The following is a 23,138-nucleotide window of genomic DNA, read 5'->3' on the forward strand; positions in this document are numbered from 1 at the left end:
CGGTTTTTCGCGCAGCTAGAAACGGATAAGAGCCATGCCGAAGCGCCAAGATATCAAATCGATCCTCATCATCGGCGCGGGGCCGATCGTCATCGGTCAGGCATGTGAATTCGACTATTCCGGCACGCAGGCCTGCAAGGCGCTGAAGGAAGAAGGCTACCGGGTCATCCTGGTCAATTCCAACCCGGCAACGATCATGACCGACCCGGGACTGGCCGATGCGACCTACGTCGAACCGATTACACCGGAAGTCGTCGCCAAGATCATCGCCAAGGAGCGTCCCGACGCGCTGCTGCCGACCATGGGTGGGCAGACGGCGCTCAACACGGCGCTCTCGCTGCGCCGCATGGGCGTGCTCGACCGCTACAATGTCGAGATGATCGGCGCCAAGCCGGAGGCGATCGACAAGGCCGAGGATCGTGCCCTCTTCCGCGAGGCCATGGCGAAGATCGGTCTTGAAACGCCCAGATCGCGGCTTGCGAACGCCACCGACATCAAGGATCTGGATCGCAAGGCGCACGAGGCGGAACGGGCGGAGCTGAAAGCCAGGCTCACCGGCCCCGAACTCGACAAGGCTCTCGACGAGCTGGAAAATCAATGGAACCTCGGTGAAGGCGATCGCAAGCAGCGCTATCTCAACCACGCCATGGCGATTGCCGCGCAGGCGCTCGACGACGTCGGCCTGCCCGCGATCATCCGCCCGTCCTTCACGCTCGGCGGCACCGGCGGCGGCATCGCCTACAACCGTTCGGAATTCTTCGAGATCGTCGGCAGCGGTCTCGATGCGTCGCCGACGACGGAAGTCCTGATCGAGGAGTCGGTCCTCGGCTGGAAGGAATATGAGATGGAGGTCGTCCGCGACAAGGCGGATAACTGCATCATCATCTGCTCGATCGAGAACATCGACCCGATGGGCGTCCACACGGGTGACTCGATCACGGTCGCGCCGGCGCTGACCCTGACCGACAAGGAATACCAGATCATGCGCAACGCCTCGATCGCGGTGCTGCGCGAAATCGGCGTCGAAACCGGCGGATCGAACGTGCAGTTCGCGGTCAATCCGGCGAACGGCCGCCTCGTCGTCATCGAGATGAACCCGCGCGTGTCGCGCTCCTCTGCGCTGGCGTCCAAGGCAACCGGCTTCCCGATTGCCAAGATCGCCGCCAAGCTCGCCGTCGGCTACACGCTCGACGAGCTGGAGAACGATATCACCGGTGGCGCGACGCCGGCATCGTTCGAGCCGTCGATCGACTATGTGGTTACGAAGATCCCGCGTTTCGCCTTCGAAAAGTTCCCCGGCGCCGAACCGACGCTGACCACTGCGATGAAGTCGGTCGGCGAGGTCATGGCGATCGGTCGTACCTTCGCTGAATCGCTGCAGAAGGCACTTCGTGGTCTCGAAACGGGATTGACCGGCCTCGACGAGATCGACATCCCGGATTTCGACGAGAATGGCGACGGCCGCAATGCCATCCGTGCGGCGATCGGCACGCCGACGCCGGACCGCCTGCGTATGGTCGCCCAGGCGCTCCGTCTTGGCATGAGCGAGGCGGAGGTGCACGAGGCCTGCAAGATCGATCCGTGGTTTATCGCCCAGTTCCAGGCGATCGTCGACATGGAGGCCCGCATTCGCGAGCATGGCCTGCCGCAGGACGCAGAAAACCTGCGTATGCTGAAAGCCATGGGCTTCTCGGACGCGCGCCTTGCGACGCTCACCGGCAAGCGCCCGAAGGAAGTGGCGGAACTGCGCAACTCGCTCAACGTCCGCCCGGTCTACAAGCGCATCGACACCTGCGCGGCCGAGTTCGCCTCGCCGACCGCATACATGTACTCAACCTATGAAACGCCCTTCGTCGGCACTGCGCGCTCGGAAGCTCAGGTTTCCGATCGCAAGAAGGTCGTCATCCTCGGTGGCGGGCCGAACCGGATCGGCCAGGGTATCGAGTTCGACTATTGCTGCTGCCACGCGGCCTTCGCGCTGAAGGATGCAGGCTACGAAGCGATCATGGTCAACTGCAATCCGGAAACAGTTTCGACAGACTACGATACGTCCGACCGGCTGTATTTCGAGCCGCTCACCGCCGAAGATGTCATCGAGATCATGCGCGCCGAACAGCAAAACGGCACGCTGCATGGCGTCATCGTACAGTTTGGCGGCCAGACGCCGCTGAAGCTCGCCGAAGCACTGGAAAAGAACGGCATCCCGATCCTCGGTACGGCTCCCGACGCGATCGACCTCGCCGAGGACCGCGATCGCTTTCAGAAGCTCTTGATGAAGCTCGATCTCAACCAGCCGAACAACGGCATCGCCTATTCCGTCGAGCAGGCCCGCCTCGTCGCCGCGGAAATCGGTTTTCCGCTAGTCGTGCGACCGTCCTATGTTCTCGGCGGGCGCGCGATGCAGATCATCCATTCGGAAAGCATGCTGCAGACCTACCTGCTCGACACGGTCCCGGGGCTGGTGCCGGAGGACATCAAGCAGCGTTATCCCAATGACAAGACCGGTCAGATCAACACGCTGCTCGGCAAGAATCCGCTGCTTTTCGACAGCTACCTGACGAACGCGACCGAAGTGGACGTCGACTGCCTGTGCGACGGCAAGGACGTTTTCGTCTCGGGCATCATGGAGCATATCGAGGAAGCCGGTATCCATTCCGGCGACTCCGCCTGCTCGCTGCCGGTTCATACGCTCGACAAGGACCTTGTCGACGAGCTTGAACGCCAGACGACAGCGCTCGCCAAGGCGCTTAACGTCGGCGGCCTGATGAACGTGCAGTTCGCCATCAAGGACGGCACGATCTACGTGCTCGAGGTCAACCCACGGGCGTCGCGTACCGTCCCCTTCGTGGCGAAAACCATCGGTGCGCCGATCGCGAAGATCGCGGCACGGGTGATGGCGGGCGAAGCGCTGGAGACAGCGATTGCCGCCTATGGCCGGAAACCGGACCCGCGCAATCTGAAGCACATCGCCGTCAAGGAAGCGGTTTTCCCGTTCGCCCGGTTCCCCGGCGTAGACACGCTGCTCGGGCCGGAAATGCGCTCGACCGGCGAAGTTATCGGCCTCGACACGGACTACGCGCTTGCCTTCGCCAAGTCCCAGCTCGGCGCGGGCGTCGACCTGCCGCGCGACGGAACGGTTTTCGTTTCCGTTCGCGACGAGGACAAGGCGCGCGTGCTTCCGGCAATCCGCATCCTCGCCGAGATCGGCTTCAAGGTGATGGCGACGGGCGGTACGGCCCGCTTCCTCGGCGAGCAAGGCATTACGGCTACCAAGATCAACAAGGTTCTCGAGGGCCGACCGCATGTCGAGGATGCGATCCGCAACCGACAGGTCCAGCTGGTCATCAATACGACGGACGGCAACAAGGCGATCTCCGACTCGAAATCGCTGCGTCGTGCGACACTGATGCAGAAGGTGCCTTACTACACCACGATGGCCGGTGCCGAAGCGGCGGCGCTTGCGATCAAGGCCCTGAAGGCAGGAAACCTCGAGGTCCGTCCGCTGCAGAGCTATTTCAACTAGGCCTGTACTGCATGTTTCCCTAAGTCGTACCCGATTTGGGATAAAAACATGCGGCAATTCAAATAGGTACAGCGCCCTTTGCGCGTCTGACAAGGCGCGCGGCGCTGTACGAAACCCGCGGTGACGATGATCGGTTGGGGGGTGTTTCCGCGCCTGTCGCGGCTCGTGCATTGATTGCCGACGTCGCCGTGCAGCGACCTTCCGCCGATTGAAAAATCTGGCAATGGCAATTGGCTTTCTGCTATAAGTGCGGTTCGGATGTTTCGGACGGTTCCGACGCTCGCGCGCCGGAGACCGTTTTCTTTTGCGTTGGCGCTGCCGAAAGGCGGCGCTGCGTGTTTGATGAAGGATGATGAAATGGTCGACAAAGTGCCGATGACACAGGGTGGGTTCGCCAATCTGCAGGAGGAGCTGCGCTGGCGCCAGCAGGGAGAACGCCCGCGAATCATCGAAGCGATCGCCGAGGCTCGCGCCCATGGCGACTTGTCGGAAAACGCTGAATATCATGCTGCCAAGGAAGCGCAGAGCCACAACGAGGGCCGGATCACCGAGCTCGAGGATCTGATCGCGCGCGCCGAGGTTATCGATCTTTCGAAGATGTCCGGGTCGAAGATCAAGTTCGGCGCCAAGGTCAAGCTTGTCGACGAGGACACCGACGAGGAGAAGACCTACCAGATCGTCGGTGATCAGGAAGCCGATGTCAAAGCGGGTCGCATTTCTATTTCCTCCCCCATTGCTCGTGCGCTGATCGGCAAGGAAGTCGGCGACTCGATCGAGGTCAACGCACCGGGCGGCTCCAAGGCCTACGAAATCCTCGCCATACACTGGGGCTGACCGGCTCCGACGTCACGATGATTTTGGGTTGTGACAACCCAAACGTGACCGATGTTACCAGGGCGGGGTGCGCTCATCCCGCTCAAGGGACGTGAGGCTCGCTCCGTCCCCTTCCCTTTGCAAATGATGATTGTCGCATGCGCGAGGAGAGCGCTCACGTGGCCGATATCCGGAACATCGAGGTCATTGCGCCCAATTTCAAGCAACGCCTCTCCGGCGTCACTTCGACCATCATTCAACTCGTTCCGATCCAGCGTGCGCTCGGCCAGAAGATTGCGGTCCTTGGCCCTGGACTTCCTGCGACATTGCCGTCGATCCGGTTTCGCGATCTGATCCATTTGTGGAAAGCTCCGGCGGGTCGGCCTTGCCGCGTGTGGCACGCGCGCCGCAATGTTGAAATGCTGCCGGCGATCATCCTGCGCGATCTTCTGCGCATGAAAATCAGGATCGTCTTCACTTCCGCCTCACAACGGCGGCACACGGGATGGAGCAGGTACCTTATCGGCAGGATGGATGCGGTGATTGCGACAAGCAGCAAGACGGCCGCCTATCTGCAAGTGCCCAACACCGTGATACTACACGGCATAGACACCAAGCGCTTTCGCCCGGCGACCGACAAAGCGGAAGCAAAACGTGCACTCGGGCTGGATCCTGCCAAGAAGATTGTCGGCTGTTTCGGACGCGTGCGCCGTCAGAAGGGCACGGATCTTTTCGTAGACAGCATGATCGCGCTCCTCCCCAGCCGGCCCGATTGGTGCGCCGTCGTAGCGGGACGCGCGACCGGACAGCATCTCGCCTTCGAGTCGGAACTGAAGCAACGGGTCGCCAAGGTGGGCCTTGCGGATCGCATCCTCTTTGCCGGCGAGCACACCAACATCCCGGATTGGTACCGGGCGCTCGACCTGTTCATTGCGCCGCAACGCTGGGAGGGTTTTGGTCTGACTCCGTTGGAGGCAATGGCAAGCGGCGTCCCGGTCGTGGCAACCGACGTCGGTGCTTTCTCGGAACTGATTGCCGGCGGTGGCGCGGAAACGGGCGTTGTCATTCCAGCCGACGATGTGAACGCCATGGTCGACGGTGCCGCCGCCTTCATGGATGATCTGCCGCGACTCGCGGCCGCCGGCGCCAATGGTCTGTCGCGGACCTCGAATAGTTTCGCGATCGAAGGCGAGGCGCGGGCAATAGGCGCCATCTACGAAAGGCTCATGCGCTGAGCAACAGGACAAAGACTAACGCTTCGAGGCGAAGAGCTTCAGGTAGGCGTCCGTGATGGCCTCTTTGGAGAACTGCCTCATCAGCGTCTCGTGCCCGCGCTCGGCAAGGTTTGCCCGCAGCGCATCGTCGTTAGCAATGCGCTCGACCGCATGCGCAAAACCCTCCGCATCGCCGATATCGACCATCAGACCGTTTTCGCCATCGCGCATGAACCATTGAGGCCCCTCCGAGCGGCTCGAGACGACCGGTGTTCCCTGCGCCCATGCCTCCAGAATGACATTGCCGAGCGGCTCGTGGCTCGAAGCCATCACGAATATATCGGCTGCCGCGAGGAATGGCCTCGTGTCCTTCTGCCACCCCGCGAAGCGCACCCGGGCGGCGACACCGAGATCGGCGGCAAGCTTGTGAAGGTTGTCCCGCTCCTCTCCATCACCGAGCAGCCAGAGGTAAGCGCCCGGCACCTTGGCGATCGCTTGGATCAACGTGTGGAAACCCTTGCGTTCGACAAAGCGCCCCATCGACATGACGACCGGGGCTCCCTCAGGTGTGTCGAGCGTTGACCGGGTGACCGGTTGGACTCGCTCGGTGCTGGTGAAATTCGAGATGATCTCGATATCCCGCTTCCAGCCGAGCTTGCGAACATGCTCGGCGATGCCGGGCGTATTGCAGACGAGGCAGTCCGTGTTGCGGAAATAGTCGAGGCGTGGCGGGTAGTCGCCGAGCCGGGAAATCTTGATGCAGCCTTTGTAGGCCGGCATCAATTCGCTGGCCCGCGGTGCCCAGGCCATCAGGGCGTTCGGCCTCTCGCGCCGCGCCATGTGCATCACCTTGCGCGGTAGCAGCAGGCGATCCAGCGACAAGTTCCGGAAGTGGCTCTCCACAATCCTGGTTGCGCCTTCGATTTCCGGGCGCCAAAGACGGCGCGGTCGGATGACGGATGTCTGCTCCACACCGCGTTCGGCAAGCGCGTTGACGAGATGGACGAAGAAACGCTCGGCGCCGCCATCCTTGCCGAAATGGAAGTGCATGACCTTCATCGCTGCGCCGCACCTCTGGAGAAGAGTTCGAGATAGGCGTCGGTGATCGCCTGCTCGGAAAAGCGTGTGCGCAATGTTTCGCGGCCGCCGGCACTCAATCGTTCCCGAAATTCCGGATCGTCGCGCAGCCGGCGGATTGCATTTGCCAGACCCTCGTCGTCGCCGCGGTCCACCATCAGCGCGTCGACTTCGTCCGTCATCACCCAGGATGGCCCCTCGGCACGCGAGGAGATCGTCGCCTTTCCGGCGCCCCAGCCTTCGAAGCACACGTTGCCAAGTGGCTCATGCGAAGAATTGATGACGAAGACGTCACCGGCCGCGAGATAGCCGTAGGCATTGGTCTGCCAGCCTGCAAAACGGACGCGATCGCGCAGTCCCAACTCGTCCGTCAGAGCTTCGAGCCGCTCGCGCTCCGGTCCGTCGCCGACGAGCCAAAGATGGGCGCCGTCGACCTTCTTGACCGCGCGGATGAGCCCATCGAAGCCCTTGCGCTTGACGAACCGACCCATGCCGACGACCACGAATGCGTCGGCCGGTGTCCGCATCTCCTTGCGCGCGATCGGAGCGACCGGCAACGCCCGGGTGAAATTCGCTATGACCTCAATGCCGCGTTTCCATCCGAGTTCACGAACCCTCGCGGCCATGTCCGGGGTGATGCAAACCAGCGTCTCCACATTGGTGTAGTAGCCGAGATGCTCGGGGTAATCGCCGAGGCGAGAGATGCGCAGCGCATCCTTGTATGCCGGCATGAAGCGGCTCGCCCGCAACTGCCACGCCATGATGACGTCGGGCCGGAAATCGCGCAGGATGCGCCGCATCCGCCACTGCAGAAGGAATCGCGAAAGCGATATCCTGCGGAAGACACCTTCGTAGATTGTCGCGCTGCCTTCGATATCCTTGCGCCAACTGCGGTCAGGGCGGATGAGCACGCGCTGTTCGACGCCCCTGTCATGCAGGGCATTGACGAGGTTGACGAAGAATCGCTCTGCCCCGCCTTCCTTGCCGAAGTGAATATGCATGACCTTCATGGATTACCTTTCGAGGCTTCGGTCACGCTTCCCGGAATTGACCTAGTGGGAAAGCGCGTCGTCGGTATTCGGCCGTGCCTTGAGAGCGTGCCTTTGGTAGATCTTGGCCGCCGTCAGAAAAGCATAGACCGCTCCGGTCATCGCCTCGATGAATCCAGGCAGGCCGCAGCGCCAAAGACCGTTGCGAAAATAGAGGCGAAAAAAGTAAAGCGCTGGACCGAAGACGAGCTTGTAGGACCTGGGCGGCTTTCCGGCTTCGAACTGTTGGTCGGCTTTCAGGCTTGAGTACTTGTTTTCCTTGAGGATCTGCTCGTCCATCACCAGCGGCCGGAAATGAAGAAGGCTGCCGGAGCGGGCATTGTCAACCCTGCCGTCCGGTACGATGCCTTCATGCACCTTCTGGCTCAGATCGTATCGCCCCCTGCCCCGGCGGATCAGGCGCAGGTTCCGCCGCTCATGCACCTGTACCGGCGTGTAGCCGTAGCCGATCAGATAGGGGCGACGTGCGACGCGCCACCCCACCGTCTCTGCGGGGGCTCGAAGAAGATCCGGCAACAACTTGCGCAACGGTGCGTCGAGCCGCTCGTCCGCATCGATGTTGAAGCACCAAGGCTGGCTGCATTGCTCCAGCGCGAACTGTTTCTGCCCGGCGTAACCGCGCCACGGTTCATACATAAAGCGGATCGGCCAGCCCTTGTCGATGTAGGACTGCACCAGGGGCGCCGTACCGTCGGTCGAGCCGGAATCGACGATGACGATCTCGGCGCACTGATCGAGGCTTTCGATGCAATTGCCCAGATAGCCTTCTTCGTTGAGGCAGATAATGAAAGCGGAAAGCGGAAGCTTGGAGGTCACGCCGACGCCTTTTCAAGCTGTTTGCGAAATGGTCCGGTCCGGCCTACGAAACATTCCGGTACTTTCCCCGAGCGGGAGCGCGTTTTCACGAGTACTTTTCCTACAGGGCCGCAAGCTCAATGCGGTGAGTGCCGGCCGCGCGGCTAGATTTCCACTTGGCACGCGTCCTTCACCTGGCGGATCGTCAGCATCGTGCGCACCGTATCGACATTGTCGGTTGCCGTTAGTTCCTCAATAACGAAATCCTGGAACCTCGCAAGGTTCTCGGCCACGCACTGCAGCAGAAAGTCGGATTCGCCCGAGACCATCCAAGCCTCGCGGACGAGCGGCCATGAAGCGGTGCGGGCGGCAAATGCCTTGAGGTTCGCGTCCGATTGATGCTTGAGGCCGACCATGCAGAAGGCAACGAGGTCGTAGCCGAGCGCCGATGCGTTCAGGAGCGCGCGGTAGCCGCGAATGACACCCGCCTCCTCCAGCTTGCGGACGCGGCGTAGACAAGGGGGCGCCGAAATGCCCACGCGCTCGGCGAGCTCGACATTCGTCATCCGGCCGTTGCTTTGCAGTTCGCGCAGTATTTTCATATCGATGGCATCGAGCTCGACGCGTATGACCATTGCCTAGCATCCCCATTTTGTCATCGGCCTTGGCGAGGAGGCCTTATATGCCCGCCAGCAGGATCGTCGACCGGAGAGGCAGCCATCGCTGCAACTGCCCTGACGAGATGTTGCACCAATCGCGCCTCTCAAACCCGCAAGTGGACGATAGCGCCGTCGCCACGAATGCGACAGGTCTGCCATTCCTGCAAGCGGCTAATTTCGTACCGGTGAGTAACATGCAACCTGACGCCAAAACGAGAGCACTCGCTGACGCATGCACAAAAACCTTCGTATGGACGTCTGGGCGAAAACCGAGAGAAACAATCGTGGCCTCTAAGGGCGGTCGCGTAGTCGACGCATGGCGATCTCCTCCAGAACGGAGACAGTGCAAACAAGGCGGGTTGCCGTCGCGGCGGATTCGCACACCATGGTTGGCAGAAACGTTGAAAACGATGCAAAAATGCCCGATCTGGTGCCAAAACGCTGCCTGTGGCCCAAGCACTTGTGTGTATCGGCGGCCGTACCCTTGAAAGTACGAGTGGGGAATACCTAAAGTAAGGCAATATTTTGCCAGTAACCACGGAACCGGATGACGCTGCCTCGGCTCTCCGGCCTTTTCAAGGACACGTTCATGACCGCCCGCCATACCAAAGTGCTGATCATCGGCTCCGGCCCTGCTGGCTATACTGCGGCGATCTATACGGCACGTGCCATGCTTTCGCCGGTACTGATCGCGGGCTTGGAACAGGGCGGCCAATTGATGATCACCACCGATGTGGAGAACTATCCCGGCTACGCCGATCCAGTGCAGGGGCCCTGGATGATGGAACAGATGCTGAAGCAGGCGACGCACGTCGGCGCGGAGATCGTCAATGATCTCGTGACCGATGTCGACATTTCCGTCCGTCCCTTCCGCATCAAGACCGATAGCGGCAACGACTGGACGACGGACGCATTGATCATCGCCACCGGCGCCAAGGCGAAGTGGCTCGGCATCGAAACCGAACCGACCTTCATGGGCTTCGGGGTTTCGGCATGCGCCACCTGCGATGGTTTCTTCTACAGGAACAAGGATGTAATCGTCGTCGGCGGCGGTAATTCGGCCGTGGAAGAAGCGCTCTACCTTTCGAATCTGGCAAAGACCGTCACCGTCGTTCACCGGCGCGACACGTTCCGCGCGGAAAAAATCCTTCAGGAGCGTCTTTTCGCCAAGCCGAACGTGAAGGTCATCTGGGATCACGAGGTCATCGAATATCTCGGCACGCCCGCAAAGCCGCCGATGCCCGCTTCGGTCAACGGCGTGAAGCTTCGCAACACCAAGACCGGTGAAACCACGGACATGGTCACCGATGGCGTCTTCGTCGCGATTGGCCACGCGCCGGCGGTGGAATTGTTCAAGGGTAAGCTTCGCCAGAAGCCGAACGGCTATCTCTGGACAGCGCCGGATTCGACGGCGACCGATGTCGCGGGTGTGTTTGCTGCCGGCGATGTCACCGACGACGTCTATCGCCAGGCAGTCACGGCGGCCGGCATGGGCTGCATGGCGGCGCTCGAGGCGGAGAAATATCTGGCGGGTCATATGCCCGTCGCAATTGCAGCCGAATAGAAGCTGCGAATCGGGGTGCGCGCCGGAAGGCGCCGCGTCTCGTGTGGGAACAGATGCATCAGCCACAACCGGAGGACGATCAGTCAGTCCCCCGGGGGTGGTCGTTTATGGGGGCTTTCATGTCGTTAGACTGGGATAAACTGCGCATATTTCATGCGGCGGCCGAGGCAGGCTCGTTCACGCACGCGGCAGACAAACTCCATCTTTCGCAATCGGCCATAAGCCGTCAGGTCAGTTCGCTCGAACAGGACGTCGGCATCAAGCTGTTTCATCGCCACGCGCGCGGCCTGATTCTGACGGAACAGGGCGAAATCCTCTACCGCACCGCGCATGAGGTGCTGATGAAGCTCGAGAGCGTCAAGGTGCAATTGACCGAGACGACTGACAAACCAACCGGTAAGCTGCGCATCACCACAACGGTCGGCCTCGGCCAGGGTTGGTTGACCGACAAGATACAGGAGTTCATGTCGCTGCACCCGGACGTGCAGGTCCAGCTCATCCTGGACAACGAAGAGCTCGACGTGAACATGCGGCACGCCGATTGCGCGATCCGGCTGCGCCAGCCACAGCAGTCGGATCTGATCCAGCGCAAGCTCTTCACGGTGCACATGCACGTGTATGCCGCTCCCTCCTACATCAACAAATACGGTGAACCCCAATCCGTCGAGGATCTGGACAATCACCGGATCATCACTTTCGGCGAGCCGGCGCCCAACTACCTGCTCGATGTGAACTGGCTGGAGATCGCCGGACGCGATCATGACAATCCGCGTATCTCGCATCTGCAGATCAACAGCCAGACGTCGATCAAGCGCGCCTGCCTGCTCGGAATCGGCATTGCCATGCTTCCCGATTACATCGTCGGCCGCGATCCGGGATTGATTCAGCTTCCGATCAGCGCGGACATCCCCTCCTTCGATACATATTTCTGCTATCCCGACGAAATGAAGAACGCCGCGAAGCTGAAAGTCTTCCGTGACTATATCGTTGCCAAGGCGCGCAATTGGAATTTTTAACGCCTGCTTCAGTTGCTTGAATTCTGGGCAATTGCTCACTGCAGTCGTAAATCGTTGTTTTGAAAACATATATTCTAGCGTCGAAGAAGACCTTCGTAGATCGGGAGCATTGTGCGCCGCAAAAATGTGCAGGAATGCGCGCACGACATGGCTGTCATGCATATTAAATGATTGCTGCGCGCCCAAAAAAACAGCATACCAAACCCAGCTGATGCATCTTTGGTGGCTTCTCCTCCCAGTGCCACCGCAGCAGCTGTTCCCCTCTGGAGGTTCTTATTACCTTCACAACTACAAGGGCCCAAGTTTTCTTGTGGCCCTCTTTTTTTGTCCGCCGTTTAGAGCAATTCCAGGAAAAGTGTGTAACGGTTTTCCGTCCGGGATTGCGCAGATCCAGTCACAGCCATCAGTTGAGAAAAACGCAGAGCGAGCTATTGAAAGCCGGATTTGCGCTCCCCATATGCCGTTGGCTGATGCATTTGGCGGCATTCTCCTCCCAGCCGCCGCAGCAGCTGTTCCCCTCTGGAGGTTTTGAGACCTTCACAACTGTAAGGGCCCAAGTTTTCTTGTGGCCCTCTTTTTTTGTCGTTGACGCAGCGTGATTGGGGGCAGCAATTCAAAGTGCTGCAGCGTCCTTTTGCGCGTCTTTACGCGCGCGGCGCGCTGGAGAAGATCTGCGTGGCGGCTCCCGTCGCTCCCTTCCACGAAATCACGGGCATGTGATTTGTATATCGAGTTTTCCAGATACATATATTGATACAACTAGGTATGGCGATTTTACGATGGACAAAGACGAAATCCTGAAGGCGTTGGCGCATCCTGCCCGTATGGACATCCTCACATGGCTGAAGGAGCCAGAGATGCATTTTTCCGGTCAGGAGCATCCTCTTGAGATGGGGGTCTGCGCCGGCCAGTTCGAACGTTGCGGACTGTCGCAATCGACCGTGTCGTCTCACCTCGCCGTGCTGCAGCGCGCCGGCTTGGTGACGACCCGCCGTGTTGGCCAGTGGGTCTTTTACAAGCGCAACGAGGAAACGATCGCCGAGTTCCTGAAGGCTATCGGCAACCTCTGATGCCATACTTCCTCCCAAGCTTCAACCGAAACGGAAAGGACATTTCATGGCTTCTCTTTTCGACCCGATCACGATCGGCGACATCACGCTCAAGAACCGGGTCGTGATGGCCCCGCTTACCCGCAATCGCTCGCCGAAAGCGGTCCCGAATACGCTCAATGTAACCTACTACGAGCAGCGCGCTTCCGCCGGCCTGCTGATCACGGAAGCGACGGCGATCACCCATCAGGGACAAGGCTATGCGGATGTTCCGGGCCTCTATACGCCCGAGGCGCTCGAAGGATGGCGCAAGGTGACGGATGCGGTTCACAGGGCCGGCGGCAGGATCGTCGTTCAGATGTGGCATGTCGGCCGCATCTCGCACACCTCCCTCCAGCCCAATGGCGGTCACCCCGTGGCTCCGTCGGCGATCCGGGCAAAGTCGAAGACCTATCTTGTCAACGAAGACGGAACCGGCAGCTTTGCCGAAACGTCCGAACCGCGCGCGCTGGACCTGGCGGAAATTGCCGGCATCGTCGAAGACTACCGCAAGGCCGCACGGGCCGCGATCGATGCGGGGTTCGACGGCATCGAAATCCACGCCGCGAACGGCTACCTGATCGACCAGTTTCTTCGCTCCGGCTCCAACAGGCGCACCGACGCCTATGGCGGCCCGATCGAGAATCGCGCACGCTTTCTCTTCGAGGTCGTTGAGGTGATCACGAAGGAGATCGGCGCGGGCCGTGTCGGCATTCGTATTTCTCCGGTCACTCCGTCCAACGATGCCTTTGACCCGGAGCCGCAGGCGGTCTTCACCTACGTGGTGAAAAAGCTCGCCCGTTATCCGCTTGCCTATGTTCACGTCGTCGAAGGCGCAACCGGCGGGGCGCGCGATCACCAGCAGGGCGATCTCCCCTTCGACTACGCCGGGCTGCGCGCTACCTACACGGCGGCCGGCGGCAACGCTGCCTGGATGGCGAACAACGGATACGACCGCGACCTAGCCGTCAGAACCGTCGAAAGTGGTGAGGCCGATCTGGTCGCTTTCGGCAAGCCGTTCATTGCCAACCCGGATCTCGTCCGCCGGCTCAAGGATGGCGCACCGCTTAATGCGCCCGACCAGGCAACCTTCTACGGCGGCGGCGCCAAGGGATACACCGACTATCCGCTGCTTGAGCAGGTGGCTTGAGACTTAAGCCGGACGAAGGGCCCTGCGTAGTGCGGGGCCCTTTCGCATGAAGAATCGCCTATCCTGCCCCGATGTTCGCTCCTTGGATTGAAAGATGGTCGCTTGCGCCTGACGGAGAGGCAATCACGACCCGTTCGAGCCACCTGCTGCCGGTACGCTGGCGCGGCCTGCCGGCTATGCTCAAGATTGCGCAAGAAGCGGAGGAAAAATTCGGCGGGCGGCTGATGCAGTGGTGGGATGGTCATGGAGCCGCACGCGTCTATGCCGAGGAGGGCGACGCAATCCTCCTGGAACGCGCCGAGAGCCGACGGTCCCTTTTCCACATGGCGATGACCGGCGGCGATGATGCTGCAACCCGTGTGATTTGCCGCACGGTCGCCGCGCTGCATGCTCCACGCCCAGCGCCGCTTCCGGAACTCGTCCCGCTCGAGCGATGGTTTGAAGCTCTGGAACCGGCAGCCCGTGCCGAAGGCGGTCTGTTCGAGATCTGTGCTGGCGCAGCAAGGGCGCTTTTCGCCGATCCTTATCCGCCGGGCGTGCTGCACGGTGACATTCACCATGGGAACATTCTCGATTTTGGCGAACGCGGCTGGCTCGCGATCGATCCGAAGCGCCTCCATGGTGAGCGTGGCTTCGACTATGCGAACCTCTTTTGCAATCCCGAGTTGCCGATCGTCACCGCTCCCGGCCGATTGGCGAGACAGCTCGCCACCGTAGCAGATGAGGCATCGCTCGATCCGCGGCGGGTTCTTCACTGGGTCCTCGCCTACGCAGGCCTGTCTGCAGCCTGGTTTCTGCAGGACGGCGAAAGCGCCGAACATCCGCTTGCAATGGTGGAGATTGCCGCGGCTGCACTGAACAGTTAAAGCTCACGGCGTTCTCGACGGCGCTGCTTCGCGGCGCTGTTGATCGAGAGCAGGCAGGGAGAGCAACATGCAAATCAGGGATGCGGCCGACAGCGATCTCGAAGCCATTCGCGACATCTACAACGACGCGGCGGCGAACACGACAGCGATCTGGAACGAAACGCTCGTCGATGTCGCCAATCGTGCAGCCTGGCTCAAGGCGCGAAAATCGGCCGGTTTTCCTGTGCTCGTTGCGGTCTCCGACGCGAGCGAAATCATCGGCTACGCTTCATTTGGCGAATGGCGTGCTTTCGACGGCTATCGCCATACGGTCGAGCATTCGGTCTACGTGCGCAGCGACCGGCGCGGCGGCGGCATCGGCCGGGCGTTGATGGTCGCGCTCATCGAACGCGCCGAGGCGCTTGGCAAGCATGTGATGGTCGCCGGGATCGAATCGAGCAACCTCCCCTCGATCCGCTTGCACGAGCAGTTGGGCTTCGAGCAAACCGGCCATATGAAGGAAGTCGGCACGAAATTCGGCCGCTGGCTTGATCTGACCTTCATGCAACTGGTCCTGCGTACCGGTTCGCCGACCTGAGATTGTCTTCGCCTGTTTTTCGTTATTGACGAAGATGCTATGTATGCTCACTCGTTCGTTGCTGAGGAGCCGCATGGTCGAACAGAGCAGAGCGGGCAGATGCCGCATCTGGGGCAACCGAATGGGACGTCTGGCGCGCGCTGCGGGGGCTGCGTTGGTCGCAACAGGGCTTTGCGCCATTGTCTCCGAGGTTGCCGAGGCCCGCACCGATGCGCCACCGGTCCCTCCGCGAAAGTGCCTCTATTCAGGCGTCTCCGCAGCGAACCCGTCGCTTCGTCTCTGCATCAGCCCCGACAATTTTGCCCGTGATGTCTGTGGCATCATTGAGCACTATGCCGTGGCGAACGACCTGCCCGCCCCTTTCTTTGCCCGGTTGATCTGGCGCGAAAGCCTTTTTCAACCGGACGCCATCAGTCCGAAGGGCGCGGAGGGAATTGCCCAATTCATGCCGGCAACGGCAAAGCTGCGCGGCTTGTCGGACAGTTTCGATGCTGTGGCGGCTCTCGGCAAATCGGCCGAGTATTTAAGCGAACTCAAGTCGCGCTATGGCAATCTTGGCTTTGCCGCGGCAGCCTACAATGCCGGCGAGGCAGGCCTTGAGCGCTTCCTCGAAAACGACCGGTTACCGTACGAGACGCGCGATTATGTCTTGGCGATCACAGCCTATCCCGTCGAAGACTGGCGCGATAATCCACCGAAGTTGCTCAATCTTGAACTCGAAAAGAACAAGAGCTTCCTGGACGGCTGCGTCGCGCTGGCCAACACCCGTCGCTTGCGCGAGCTCGTCATCGCCGATGAGGCGGTCTGGGCGCCCTGGGGTGTCCAACTCTCGGCGCATTACCAGAAATCCGTTGCGCAGCGCCTGTTCTTGCACGCGGTGAAAAGACTGCCGGCGCCAATCAACACTGAAAAGGCAGTCCTCGTGCGGGAGCGCAATGGCGCTTTTGGAGCGAGAAGACGGTACGCTGCCCGCATCGGGCGGCAGACGCGCGCCGAGGCAAACGAGCTTTGCGCCGCCATTCGCAAGAGCGGCGGCGCCTGCGTCGTTTTCAAGAACTGACGCTCGGGCTTTGCGACGCAGCGGAGCGGCGATCGGCAACGCATGTTTCAACCGCCGGAAGGCAATCGAGCGACGCAAGCGTCGCCGTGACAGCGTCATCTAACGCCGTCTGCGGCTCCTCGCCGAGCGTGGCGATCAGTCGATCATTGCGCATCTCGAGCGGTTCGCGCCAAACATAGCGCATTTCCTTGAGTTCCTTGAAAAATGGCACGAAGGGTGATGCGACGGTCACGAGCCACCAAGGAAACCTCTTGACCTTGAGATCAGGCTTCCCGAGGGCGCGTCGGATCGCCGCAATCATCTTCGTGCCTTCGTCATCGACGAAACCGCGCATATGGTAGACCGCAAATGGCGGAAGGTTTTCCGCCTGCTCGATCAGCCTGATCATCGTCTCTGCCACATCCGGCAGATAGGCCCATTGGTGGGCAGTTCCCGCCTTCCCGGGATAGGTGATCGCCGTCACCGGCTTTCCGGGCTTTACCAGCCCTTGCGAGAACCAGTTGTTGGCGGCATCCGGTCCGAAAAAGTCCCCTGCCCGCAGAATGATGACATGAACACCAGCTTTGGAAGCAGCCTTCAGCCTGGCTTCCATTTCCTTGCGGATGGCGCCCTTTTCCGTTCGCGGGTTCTGTGGTGCATCCTCGTCAAGCACCGGGAAGGCGTCTGGCCCAAAATTGTAGATCGTACCGGGCAGGACGATGCGCGCACCGACAGCTTTGGCGGCCGCGATCGTGTTGTCGAGCATCGGCAATACGAGTTTGCCCCAGTCGCGATAGCCGGGTGGATTGACCGCATGGATGATGACCGCCGCGCCCTCGGCCGCACCTCTTACGTCGGCGGCGTTCATTGCGTCGCCCTGGATCCATTCGAACGCCGATGCCTTCCTGGAGGCCTTCGCTGCGTCCCGGTTCAAGGCTCGGACCGCCCACCCGCGAAGGTGAAGGCCTCGGGCGATCGCTCCACCTATACCGCCCGTCGCACCCAGCACGAGAACCGTGCCTGTCTTTTCCTGCGCTTTCGTCATGTCTCTCTCTATCGGTTCGGATGGATCGAGCATCGCCCGCTGCGCGGTAGAACGAAATTGTCTAAATACCTATGGCTGCTATACCTAAATTTATGAGCAGGATCGAACCTAACTGGGATTTCTATCGCACCTTTCTGATGGTGCTAAGCGAAGGCTCGCTGTCGGCGGCCGCGCGCGAACTTGGACTGACGCAGCCGACCGTTGGCCGTCACATTGATGCATTGGAGGAGGCCCTCGGTTTTGCGATGTTCACGCGCTCGCCGCAGGGGCTGCTGCCGACCGAAGCGGCGCTGGAACTCAAGCCCTATGCTGAGACCTTGGCGGCCACGTCCTCCGCTCTGCTTCGCGCCGCCTCCGGTCAGCATGGCGCGATTGGCGGAACCGTGCGCATCAGTGCCAGCGAGATGATCGGCATTGAGGTCTTGCCGCCGATCCTTGTGGAACTTAACCGGGAATATCCGGACCTTTCCATCGAGCTTTCCGCGTCTGACGCGGTGGAGGATCTTTTGCGCCAGGAGGCCGACATCGCCGTGCGGATGGTCAGACCGGCGCAGGAAGCGCTGGTCGCTCTCCATATCGGCGCAGTGCCGCTCGGTTTCCATGCGCATCGGTCCTATCTCGACCGCCGCGGCGTGCCTGAAACGATCGATGATCTCTCCGGCCACAGCCTGATCGGTTTCGATCGGGAAACGGCAGCGATACGCAGCATGATGGCGCGGGCGCCGGATCTGCCGAAGGTGCGATTTTCGCTGAAGACCGACAGCAATGTCGCGCAGCTTGCGGCGATACGCGCCGGATTCGGCATCGGCATCTGCCAGAACGCCCTTGCAACTCGCGATCCGCAGCTTGTCCACGTGATTCCCGACGCCTTCGAGTTGAAGCTCGATACCTGGCTCGTGATGCACGAAAACCTGCGCGCGAGTCCGCGCTGCCGCGTCGCGTTCGACGCGTTGGCGAAGGGACTCAAGGCCTATATGCGGCAGTAACGCCAACGGATGGAGGCCAACGAAAAGCCCGCCGGCGAGGGCGGGCTTTTTAAGTCTGACAAGTAGTGCGATCAGTCTTCGGAAGTCTCGGGTGACTCCGGCGCGGCACCTTCGCCAAGCGCGGCGTCCACAATCTCGTCCTCGCCGTCAGGCTCGCTGATCCCTTCGACCGATACGACCTTCTCGTCCTTGGCGGTCGAGAAAATCGTCACGCCCTTCGTCGCGCGGCTGGCCAACCGGATGCCGTTGACCGGCACGCGAATGAGCTGACCGCCATCGGATACGAGCATGATCTGGTCGTTGTCCTCGACCGGGAAGGCTGCGACCAGTTCACCGATCTCCGCCGTCTTCGACGTGTCGGTGGCGCGGATGCCCTTGCCACCGCGGCCGGATGTGCGGAAATCGTAGGAAGACGAGCGTTTGCCGAAGCCTTTCTCGGAGACCGTCAGCACGAACTGTTCGCGTACCTTCAGTTCCTCGTAGCGTTCGTTGGAAAGCTCGCCGCCGTCGGTGACCTCTTCGCCGACCAGCGCGATTTCCTCTTCTTCGCCGTTCGTCGTGCGCCGCTCGGCCGCTGCGCGCTTCAGATAGGCCGCCCGCTCCCAAGGCTCGGCTTCAACATGGCCGACGATCGCCATCGAGATGATCCGGTCGTTGTCGCCGAGCGAGATGCCGCGCACGCCGATCGAATTGCGGCCAGCGAAGACACGCACGTCGGAGACAGGGAAGCGGATGCATTGGCCGAGCGCAGTCGTTAGTAGCACGTCGTCGAACTCGGTGCAGGTGTCGACCGACAGGATCTGGTCGCCCTCTTCATCGAGCTTCATCGCGATCTTGCCGTTGCGGTTGACCTGGACGAAGTCCGAGAGCTTGTTGCGGCGGACCGTGCCACGCGTGGTCGAGAACATGACGTCCAGGTTTTCCCAGGTCGTTTCGTCCTCGGGCAGCGGCATGATCGTGGTGATGCGCTCGCCGGGTTCGAGCGGCAGCATGTTGATCAGCGCCTTGCCGCGCGATTGCGGCGTGCCGATCGGCAGCCGCCAGACCTTCTCCTTGTAAACGATACCGCGCGACGAGAAGAACAGCACCGGCGTATGGGTGTTTGCAACGAATAGCCGGGTAACGAAATCCTCGTCCCGCGTCGCCATGCCGGAGCGTCCCTTGCCGCCGCGACGCTGCGCCCGATAGGTTGTGAGCGGCACGCGCTTGATATAGCCGAGATGGGACACAGTGACGACCATGTCCTCCTGGGCGATCAGGTCTTCGTCATCCATATCCGGACCGCCCTCGGCGATCTCGGTGCGGCGGGGCGTCCCGAACTCGTCACGGACGGCTTCCAGTTCCTGTTTGACGATCGACATGATGCGCAGGCGCGAGGAAAGGATATCGAGGTAGTCCTTGATTTCTTCGCCGATCTTGTTGAGCTCATCGCCGATTTCATCGCGGCCGAGCGCGGTCAGGCGCTGCAGGCGCAGGTCGAGAATGGCGCGGGCCTGCTCCTCCGACAGGTTGTAGGTGCCGTCCTCGTTGATGCGATGACGCGGATCGTCGATCAGCCGTATCAGAGCATCGACGTCATGCGCCGGCCAGCGGCGCTCCATCAACTGCTCGCGCGCCGTCTGCGGATCGGGCGCGTGACGGATCAGCTTGATGACTTCGTCGATATTGGCGACCGAGATGGCGAGGCCGACCAACACATGCGCGCGCTCGCGCGCCTTGCGCAGCAGGAATTTCGTTCTCCGGCTAACGACGTCTTCGCGGAAGGAGACGAAGGCCCGCAGCATGTCGAGCAGCGTCATCTGCTCCGGTTTGCCGCCGTTGAGCGCCACCATGTTGCAGCCGAACGAGGTCTGAAGCGGCGTGTAGCGGTAGAGCTGGTTGAGGATGACCTCGGCATTGGCATCGCGCTTCAGTTCGATGACGACGCGATAGCCTTGGCGGTCGGATTCGTCGCGAAGGTCCGAGATGCCTTCGATGCGCTTGTCGCGCACCAGCTCGGCCATCTTCTCGATCATCGTCGCCTTGTTCACCTGATAGGGGATCTCGGTGATGATGATCTGCTCGCGATCGCCGCGCATCGGCTCGACATGGGCACGTCCGCGCATGATGACGGAGCCGCGGCCGGTTTCATAGGCCTGGCGTATGCCCGAGCGACCGAGGATCAGCGCGCCGGTCGGAAAATCCGGCCCGGGAATGATTTGCATCAGTTCCGGCAGTTCGATCGCGGGATCGTCGATCAGTGCGATGCAGCCGTTGATGACTTCGCCGAGGTTGTGCGGCGGGATGTTTGTCGCCATGCCGACGGCAATGCCGCCCGCGCCATTCACCAGGAGATTTGGGAACTTCGCCGGGACGACGACCGGCTCGTGCAGCGTGCCGTCGTAGTTGTCGCGGAAATCGACCGTTTCCTTGTCGAGATCGTCGAGCAGCGAATGCGCCGCCTTCTGCAGCCGGCACTCGGTATAGCGTTCGGCTGCCGGCGGATCGCCGTCGACGGAACCGAAATTACCCTGGCCGTCGATCAGCGGCAATCTGAGCGACCAGTCCTGCGCCATGCGGGCCAGTGCGTCGTAGATCGCCATGTTGCCGTGTGGGTGATATTTACCCATCACGTCGCCGGTAACGCGGGCGCACTTGACGTATTTCTTGTTCCAGTCAATGCCGAGTTCGCTCATCCCGTAGAGGATGCGCCGGTGAACCGGTTTCAGACCGTCGCGCACATCGGGAAGCGCGCGGGAAACGATGACGCTCATGGCGTAATCGAGATAGGACCGCTGCATTTCCTCGATGATGGAAATCGGCTCGATGCCTGGCGGATTCTTTCCGCCGCCGGGATTGCTTTGTTCAGTCAATGTTGATCACGATCTTTGTTCAGAATCAGTCGATTTTTTATAGCCGAATGCGGCTCTAAGCGCCAATTTTTGCAGTTGGTTGTGAACAGTCTTTTGCCGCCAGAACAGGCTTTTCTAGGGCATTTGTCCGGAAAACGGAATGAGTTTCACCGTCATCGATCAGTATGCCTCCGTCTGTGCCGACCGAAGGCCATGAAGCCATGCCCCAAGCCGGTTTAAGCCATTGATCGACCCTTGGCTAGCCGCCCCTTTCCAAGCTCGCCGCGCTTGCCTAACAATGCGTCCATGCCACCGGCAAAACCCGGGGTAGCAATCCGGAAGGGGAAACGGATGTTCAATGTCGATCTTTTGATCAATGCACTGACGACTTTGCTTGTCACGCTCGATCCGCCGGGCCTGGCGCCGATCTTCCTGAGCCTTACCGTGGGGCTGAGCCGCCAGGAACGTTTTCAGGTCGCCACCCGCGGCTCGATGATCGCCTTTTTCATCCTTGCCGCCTTCGCCCTCTTCGGTGATGGCATCCTCGGTTTGCTCGGCATTTCGATTGGCGCCTTCCGTATCGCGGGCGGTCTGCTGCTGTTCTGGATCTCCTTCGAGATGATCTTCGAGAAGCGTCAGGAACGGAAGGAAAAGACCGGCGAAGTTGCAGTGACCAAGGACCATCTTCACAACATCGCGGTCTTTCCCCTCGCCCTGCCATTGATTGCCGGTCCGGGGGCGATTTCGGCCACGATCCTGCTCGGCAGTTCGTTTCCTTCCGTCATCGACCGGGTCCAGCTACTCGTTGTTATCGCCGCGTCGATGGCGCTCTTGTTTCTGGCACTCGTCATCGCCGAACGCGTCGACCGCTTTCTCGGGGTCACCGGACGCGCGATCCTCACCCGTCTTCTTGGTGTCATCCTGGCTGCACTGGCAGTGCAGTTCGTCGTCGACGGTGTGCGCTCGGCCTTTCTGGCGTAGCGCGCCTCGCAGAACCGAAGTCCGGCAGCGAAGCGATTTCGTGCGCACCGACAACTGCATTGTCCGCTGGCCGGCGCGCCCAAGCGTAATGGACTGAAAAGTCAAAACGTCGAAAGCCGGCCCTTGGGACCGGCTTTCGGATGCTTCAATGCTTACCGTGTTCAACCAGACATGAGCCGCCCTTGCGAGCGGCAGCGCATCAGAACGGAATGTCGTCGTCGAGATCACGCGAGAAGTTGCCGCCGCTCTGGCCGCCTTGACCACCGCCGGAGCGTCCGCCGCCTGAAGACTGGCGCGGCTGATCGTAATCCTCATAGCCGCCGCCGTAGTCATTGCCGCCGCCACGGCTGACACCAGAGCCGCCGCCCTCGCCGCGACCGTCGAGCATCGTCAGCGTCGAGTTGAAGCCCTGCAGTACGATTTCGGTCGAATAGCGGTCGTTGCCATTCTGGTCCTGCCACTTGCGGGTCTGCAACTGGCCCTCGATATAGAGCTTCGCGCCCTTCTTCACATATTGCTCGACCACCTTGCAGAGGCCCTCGCTGAAGACGACGACCGTGTGCCATTCGGTCTTCTCGCGACGCTCGCCGCTGTTGCGGTCGCGCCACGTTTCCGAGGTGGCGATGCGCAGGTTGGCGATCGGGCGGCCATCCTGCGTGCGCCGGATTTCAGGGTCGGCCCCGACATTTCCGATCAAGATCACCTTGTTGACGCTACCAGCCATATCGCTTTTCCCGTGTTTTCCGCCGAACCGCCGGTCCGGCTCTCCAATATTTCAAGAACGCGCATCTTAGCGGTCCGCCGCCGTCGATACGCCCTGCATCGCGCATAATCCACAACTGATTTGTGAGATTACCTCTGACAT

At 60.9% G+C, this 23,138-nt stretch carries 19 protein-coding genes; 12 read left to right on the top strand and 7 right to left on the bottom strand.

The window, feature by feature from the left end:
- Positions 1–34 precede the first annotated feature (34 nt).
- The 3 genes from carB (at position 35) to RB548_RS07735 (ending at position 5,571) form a co-directional block, all read left to right on the top strand.
- On the top strand, positions 35–3,523 hold the full coding sequence (gene carB, locus RB548_RS07725) for a carbamoyl-phosphate synthase large subunit (RefSeq protein WP_331374353.1): 3,489 nt from the start codon (positions 35–37) through the stop codon (positions 3,521–3,523).
- Between the two features lie 357 nt (positions 3,524–3,880).
- Entirely contained in the window at positions 3,881–4,357 is a 477-nt protein-coding gene (gene greA / locus RB548_RS07730; protein WP_180941283.1) for a transcription elongation factor GreA, read from the top strand.
- 158 nt (positions 4,358–4,515) lie between these two features.
- Positions 4,516–5,571, top strand: a complete 1,056-nt coding sequence (locus RB548_RS07735; RefSeq protein ID WP_331374354.1) for a glycosyltransferase family 4 protein — start codon at positions 4,516–4,518, stop codon at positions 5,569–5,571.
- Positions 5,572–5,586: 15 nt separating this feature from the next.
- Here the strand turns inward: RB548_RS07735 and RB548_RS07740 are convergent, their stop codons facing one another.
- The 4 genes from RB548_RS07740 to RB548_RS07755 form a co-directional block, all read right to left on the bottom strand.
- Positions 5,587–6,609, bottom strand: coding sequence for a glycosyltransferase (locus RB548_RS07740; protein ID WP_331374355.1), 1,023 nt, complete (start codon positions 6,607–6,609; stop codon positions 5,587–5,589).
- The gene (locus tag RB548_RS07745) at positions 6,606–7,637 is read right to left on the bottom strand and encodes a glycosyltransferase (protein ID WP_331374356.1); all 1,032 of its coding nucleotides are present in this window, start codon (positions 7,635–7,637) and stop codon (positions 6,606–6,608) included. The genes RB548_RS07740 and RB548_RS07745 overlap by 4 nt, the downstream gene beginning before the upstream one ends.
- A 42-nt stretch (positions 7,638–7,679) precedes the next feature.
- A complete protein-coding gene (locus RB548_RS07750) occupies positions 7,680–8,492 on the bottom strand; it encodes a glycosyltransferase family 2 protein (RefSeq protein ID WP_331374357.1) in 813 nt (270 codons plus the stop codon).
- Between the two features lie 143 nt (positions 8,493–8,635).
- Positions 8,636–9,106, bottom strand: a complete 471-nt coding sequence (locus RB548_RS07755; protein WP_331374358.1) for an Lrp/AsnC family transcriptional regulator — start codon at positions 9,104–9,106, stop codon at positions 8,636–8,638.
- Positions 9,107–9,719: 613 nt separating this feature from the next.
- Between RB548_RS07755 and trxB the strand changes: the two genes are divergently transcribed.
- The 7 genes from trxB to RB548_RS07790 all read left to right on the top strand — a co-directional run bounded on the left by trxB (position 9,720) and on the right by RB548_RS07790 (position 16,451).
- Positions 9,720–10,694, top strand: coding sequence for a thioredoxin-disulfide reductase (gene trxB / locus RB548_RS07760; protein WP_331374359.1), 975 nt, complete (start codon positions 9,720–9,722; stop codon positions 10,692–10,694).
- Between the two features lie 119 nt (positions 10,695–10,813).
- Positions 10,814–11,710, top strand: a complete 897-nt coding sequence (locus tag RB548_RS07765) for a LysR family transcriptional regulator VtlR (protein WP_331374360.1) — start codon at positions 10,814–10,816, stop codon at positions 11,708–11,710.
- A 779-nt stretch (positions 11,711–12,489) separates the two neighbouring features.
- Entirely contained in the window at positions 12,490–12,780 is a 291-nt protein-coding gene (locus tag RB548_RS07770) for an ArsR/SmtB family transcription factor (protein ID WP_331374361.1), read from the top strand.
- A 46-nt stretch (positions 12,781–12,826) separates the two neighbouring features.
- Complete coding sequence (locus RB548_RS07775; protein WP_331374362.1) at positions 12,827–13,948, top strand: alkene reductase; 1,122 nt, start codon at positions 12,827–12,829, stop codon at positions 13,946–13,948.
- Between the two features lie 71 nt (positions 13,949–14,019).
- The gene (locus RB548_RS07780; RefSeq protein ID WP_331374363.1) at positions 14,020–14,814 is read left to right on the top strand and encodes an aminoglycoside phosphotransferase family protein; all 795 of its coding nucleotides are present in this window, start codon (positions 14,020–14,022) and stop codon (positions 14,812–14,814) included.
- Positions 14,815–14,881: 67 nt separating this feature from the next.
- Entirely contained in the window at positions 14,882–15,391 is a 510-nt protein-coding gene (locus tag RB548_RS07785; protein ID WP_331374364.1) for a GNAT family N-acetyltransferase, read from the top strand.
- Positions 15,392–15,464: 73 nt separating this feature from the next.
- Positions 15,465–16,451, top strand: a complete 987-nt coding sequence (locus tag RB548_RS07790) for a transglycosylase SLT domain-containing protein (protein ID WP_331374365.1) — start codon at positions 15,465–15,467, stop codon at positions 16,449–16,451.
- On the opposite strand, the gene RB548_RS07795 is transcribed toward RB548_RS07790, so the two are convergent.
- Entirely contained in the window at positions 16,441–17,475 is a 1,035-nt protein-coding gene (locus RB548_RS07795; protein ID WP_331374366.1) for an NAD-dependent epimerase/dehydratase family protein, read from the bottom strand. The two genes, RB548_RS07790 and RB548_RS07795, sit on opposite strands and share 11 nt — an antisense overlap.
- A 92-nt stretch (positions 17,476–17,567) precedes the next feature.
- On the opposite strand from RB548_RS07795, the gene RB548_RS07800 reads away from it, so the two are divergent.
- On the top strand, positions 17,568–18,461 hold the full coding sequence (locus tag RB548_RS07800) for a LysR family transcriptional regulator (protein ID WP_331374367.1): 894 nt from the start codon (positions 17,568–17,570) through the stop codon (positions 18,459–18,461).
- Positions 18,462–18,532: 71 nt separating this feature from the next.
- Here the strand turns inward: RB548_RS07800 and gyrA are convergent, their stop codons facing one another.
- Complete coding sequence (gene gyrA / locus RB548_RS07805; protein WP_331374368.1) at positions 18,533–21,313, bottom strand: DNA gyrase subunit A; 2,781 nt, start codon at positions 21,311–21,313, stop codon at positions 18,533–18,535.
- 330 nt (positions 21,314–21,643) lie between these two features.
- On the opposite strand from gyrA, the gene RB548_RS07810 reads away from it, so the two are divergent.
- A complete protein-coding gene (locus RB548_RS07810) occupies positions 21,644–22,273 on the top strand; it encodes a MarC family protein (protein ID WP_331374369.1) in 630 nt (209 codons plus the stop codon).
- A gap of 199 nt (positions 22,274–22,472) precedes the next feature.
- Here the strand turns inward: RB548_RS07810 and RB548_RS07815 are convergent, their stop codons facing one another.
- A complete protein-coding gene (locus RB548_RS07815) occupies positions 22,473–22,997 on the bottom strand; it encodes a single-stranded DNA-binding protein (RefSeq protein ID WP_331374370.1) in 525 nt (174 codons plus the stop codon).
- Positions 22,998–23,138 lie beyond the last annotated feature (141 nt).

The organism is Sinorhizobium chiapasense (genome assembly GCF_036488675.1).
Classification (GTDB): domain Bacteria; phylum Pseudomonadota; class Alphaproteobacteria; order Rhizobiales; family Rhizobiaceae; genus Sinorhizobium; species Sinorhizobium chiapasense.

Coding starts and splice junctions, on each gene's coding strand:
- RB548_RS07745 (WP_331374356.1), bottom strand. CDS start 7,637: ATGAAGGTCATGCATATTCACTTCGGCAAGGAAGGCGGGGCAGAGCGA.
- RB548_RS07765 (WP_331374360.1), top strand. CDS start 10,814: ATGTCGTTAGACTGGGATAAACTGCGCATATTTCATGCGGCGGCCGAG.
- RB548_RS07755 (WP_331374358.1), bottom strand. CDS start 9,106: ATGGTCATACGCGTCGAGCTCGATGCCATCGATATGAAAATACTGCGC.
- trxB (WP_331374359.1), top strand. CDS start 9,720: ATGACCGCCCGCCATACCAAAGTGCTGATCATCGGCTCCGGCCCTGCT.
- RB548_RS07780 (WP_331374363.1), top strand. CDS start 14,020: ATGTTCGCTCCTTGGATTGAAAGATGGTCGCTTGCGCCTGACGGAGAG.
- RB548_RS07795 (WP_331374366.1), bottom strand. CDS start 17,475: ATGACGAAAGCGCAGGAAAAGACAGGCACGGTTCTCGTGCTGGGTGCG.
- greA (WP_180941283.1), top strand. CDS start 3,881: ATGGTCGACAAAGTGCCGATGACACAGGGTGGGTTCGCCAATCTGCAG.
- RB548_RS07800 (WP_331374367.1), top strand. CDS start 17,568: ATGAGCAGGATCGAACCTAACTGGGATTTCTATCGCACCTTTCTGATG.
- RB548_RS07785 (WP_331374364.1), top strand. CDS start 14,882: ATGCAAATCAGGGATGCGGCCGACAGCGATCTCGAAGCCATTCGCGAC.
- RB548_RS07815 (WP_331374370.1), bottom strand. CDS start 22,997: ATGGCTGGTAGCGTCAACAAGGTGATCTTGATCGGAAATGTCGGGGCC.
- RB548_RS07775 (WP_331374362.1), top strand. CDS start 12,827: ATGGCTTCTCTTTTCGACCCGATCACGATCGGCGACATCACGCTCAAG.
- RB548_RS07770 (WP_331374361.1), top strand. CDS start 12,490: ATGGACAAAGACGAAATCCTGAAGGCGTTGGCGCATCCTGCCCGTATG.
- RB548_RS07740 (WP_331374355.1), bottom strand. CDS start 6,609: ATGAAGGTCATGCACTTCCATTTCGGCAAGGATGGCGGCGCCGAGCGT.
- carB (WP_331374353.1), top strand. CDS start 35: ATGCCGAAGCGCCAAGATATCAAATCGATCCTCATCATCGGCGCGGGG.
- RB548_RS07810 (WP_331374369.1), top strand. CDS start 21,644: ATGTTCAATGTCGATCTTTTGATCAATGCACTGACGACTTTGCTTGTC.
- RB548_RS07790 (WP_331374365.1), top strand. CDS start 15,465: ATGGTCGAACAGAGCAGAGCGGGCAGATGCCGCATCTGGGGCAACCGA.